This window comes from Streptomyces sp. NPDC059567 (assembly GCF_042735655.1).
Taxonomy (GTDB): Bacteria; Actinomycetota; Actinomycetes; order Streptomycetales; family Streptomycetaceae; genus Streptomyces.
Window position 1 is genome coordinate 1 of record NZ_JBHWBS010000197.1, and the last position, 3,440, is coordinate 3,440.

Genomic DNA, 3,440 nt, shown 5'->3' on the forward strand with positions numbered 1-3,440 from the left:
AGGTGCCGGTCCAGGACGTAGAAGCGGGTGTTGGCGATCGGAGATCCGACCGGCACCGCCTCCCCGGCGACCCGCTCCGGGGTCAGCCGTGCCGTGGCAACGCCGATCGTGGTCTCGGTCGGCCCGTAATGGTTATGAACCTCACGCTCACCGGCAGCGGCCAGAAGCTCCCGCAACCACACCGGCGAGGCAGCCTCACCACCCAGAACCAGCGACCCGGTCGGCAGAACGCCTTCCACACCACCAGCCGCCGACAGCGCAGCCATGTGAGAAGGCACCGCCTTGAAGTGATCGATGCAGTGCTCGGAGAGATACGCCGCGACCGCCCGCGGATCAGTGACCGCACCCTCATCGAGAACATGCAACTCACCACCCGTCGCGAGGCTGGCGAAGACCACGGTGTTACCCAGGTCCGTCGCCTGCGCCTGCAGCAGCGCATACCGCGCACCGGGCCGACCAAAGCCGACCCGCGAGGGGACACAGGACACATAGTTCGCAAGACCGCCGTGCGTGACGGCCACGCCCTTGGGCTGACCCGTCGAACCCGACGTATAGATGACATACGCCAAAGACTCCGACGCCACCCGACGCCCGGGACGCTCCGCCGACGCCGCCGCCAGCTGCATCTCCACGAACGAGTCGTCGATCGCCACCAGACGCGAACGGCCGGCCGGCAGCTCGTCCAGGATCTCCTCGGTCGTCAGCGCCAGCGCGGCCCGGCTGTCCCGCAGCATGAACGCGATCCGGTCCGTCGGCTGCGCCGGATCCACCGGCAGGTAACCCGCACCCGCCTTCCACACACCCAGAATGCCCGCGACCATGTCCACACCACGCGGCAGACACAGACCCACCACCGACTCCGCACCGATGCCCTGACCGATCAGGTAATGCGCAATCCGATTCGCCCGCGCATCCAACTCCGCGTACGGGACCTCCACACCTTCGCTGACGATCGCGGCGGCCTCGGGGGTGCGGGTCGCCTGCTGCTCGAACAGCTCGTGCACCGGGGACGGTCGGCCGTCCGTCGCCGTGTCGTTCCAGCCGACCAACACCCGATGGCGCTCCACCTCGTCGAGCGCCGGGACGCCGCTGAGACGGGTCTGCGGGCTGTCGCCGAGCAGGTCGAGCACGCGCACCCAGGACCGGGCGATGCGCTCGGCCCACTCCGCGTCGAAGAGGTCGGCGGCGACCGTGACCGAGCCGCGCAGGCCGGCCGGGGCGCCCTCGGCGTCGTACGTCTCCCCCACCATCACGTCGAGGTCGAACTTCGCGGCACGGGTACCGGTGGACATGCCGCCGGTCCACACGACGGGCGTGGCCAGCGCGTCGAGACCGGCACTGACGGTGTTCTGCTTCGTCAGGACGACCTGGAAGAGCGGGTGGCGGGCCATGGAGCGGGCCGGGGCCAGTTCCTCGACCAGCCGCTCGAACGGCACGTCCTGGTGGGCGAAGCCGGACAGCCCCGCTTCCCGGACCCGGGCGAGCAGCTCCGTGAAGGCCGGGTCGCCCGAGAGGTCCGCCCGCAGCACCTGGGTGTTGACGAAGCAGCCGACCAGGTCGTCGAGGGCCTCGTCGCCGCGGCCCGCGTGCGCCGAACCGATCGGGACGTCGGTGCCCGCGCCCAGCTTCGAGAGCAGGGTGGCCAGGGCGGCCTGGAGGACCATGAACATGGTCACGCCCTCGGCGCGCGCCAGCTCCACGAGGCGCGCATGCACCTCGGCAGGGACGTCGAGCGCGACGCTGTGCCCCAGGTGCGAGGCGACCGCCGGCCGTGACCGGTCGAAGGGAAGCTCCAGCTCTTCCGGGGAGCCTGCCAATGTCTCGCGCCAGTACGCCAGTTGGCGGGCGATCACACTCTCGGTGTCGCCCTCGTCGCCGAGCAGCTCGCGCTGCCAGAGCGCGTAGTCGGCGTACTGGACCGGCAGCGGCTCCCACTCGGGCGCCTCGCCCTCGACGCGCGCCGCGTAGGCCGTGGAGAAGTCCCGGGACAGGGGCGCCCGCGACCAGCCGTCGCTGGCGATGTGGTGGACGAGGACGACGAGGACGCGCTCGCCCTCTCGGGTCTCGAACAGGGTGGCCCGGATCGGCACCTCGACGGAGAGGTCGAAGGCGTACCGCGCCGCCCCGGCGACCGCGTCCTCCAGCTCGGCCGCGTCGACCTCCGCGTAGTCCAGCTCCCATTCGAGGGCGGCAAGCTCGACGACCTGCTGGTATGGCTGCCCGTCCGCGACGCCGAAGACGGTCCGCAGGACCTCGTGCCGCCCGATGACGTCCCGCAGGGCCGCGTTCAGGGCCTGCGGGTCGACCTCTCCGGACAGCCGCAGGGCGATGGGGCTGTTGTAGGTGGCGCTGGGGCCTTCCAACTGGCTGATGAACCAGAGGCGTTGCTGGGCGAAGGAGAGCGGGACGCGCTCCGGGCGTACTCCTGCGGTCAGGGCGAGCCGGGCCTGTCCGGCACCGGTCAGCCCGGCCGCGAGACCGGCGACGGTCGGGGTCTCGAACAGCGCCCGCAGCGCGACCTCCACCCCCAGGACCGTACGGACCCGGCTGATCAGACGCACCGCGAGCAGCGAGTGGCCGCCCAGAGCGAAGAAGTCGTCGTCCACCCCGACCTCGGGAAGCCCGAGAACCTGGGCGAACACCCCGCACAACAGCTCTTCCTGAAGAGTGACCGGACCCCGGCCGCCGGCACCCGTGGCGTACTCCGGGGCGGGCAGCGCCTTACGATCCAGCTTGCCGTTCACATTCAACGGCAGTTCGTCCAGAGGCACGATCGCCGACGGAACCATGTAGGACGGAAGCCGGTCGCCGGCCAGAACGGTCAGGATACGGGGCAGCTCCTCGGCCACCCCTTCCTCTGCCGGCACGACGTACGCGACCAGACGCTTGTCCCCCGGGGTGTCCTCACGGGCGACGACGACCGCCTGCGCGACCAGGGGATGCCCGGCCAGCACCGACTGGACCTCGCCCAGCTCGATCCTGAAACCACGGATCTTGACCTGCTCATCCGCACGGCCCAGGTACTCGATCTGACCGTCCCGCGACCACCGCACGATGTCACCGGTGCGATAGAGACGACCCCCGGTGACGGAGAAGGGGTCTGCGACGAACCGCTCACCCGTCAGCTCCGGACGCCCCAGGTAACCCCGAGCCAGACCCGCACCAGCGATATACAGCTCTCCCGGGACCCCGGCAGGGACCGGGGACAGGGTTCCGTCCAGGATGTAGACGCGGGCGTTGGATATCGGGCGGCCGATCGGCACGACCCCGTCCACGTCGGTGTCGGAATACCAGGCCGTCGTGTAGACCGTGGCCTCAGTAGGGCCGTAGATGTTGGCGACCCGGGCACCAGGAATCGCCGAACGGATCCCGGCAACCGCATCCGCCGTCAACGCCTCACCCGCCAGCACCACCGTCCGAGGACGGGCCTGAACCTCACC

Annotated in this window: 1 protein-coding gene; it reads right to left on the bottom strand. The window is 70.4% G+C overall.

All coding sequences use genetic code 11. The annotated features are described in order from the left end of the window. On the bottom strand, positions 1-3,413 hold a 3,413-nt coding region (locus tag ACFVZW_RS36880; RefSeq protein WP_384530946.1), incomplete at its 3' end, for an AMP-binding protein. Positions 3,414-3,440: the final 27 nt, after the last annotated feature.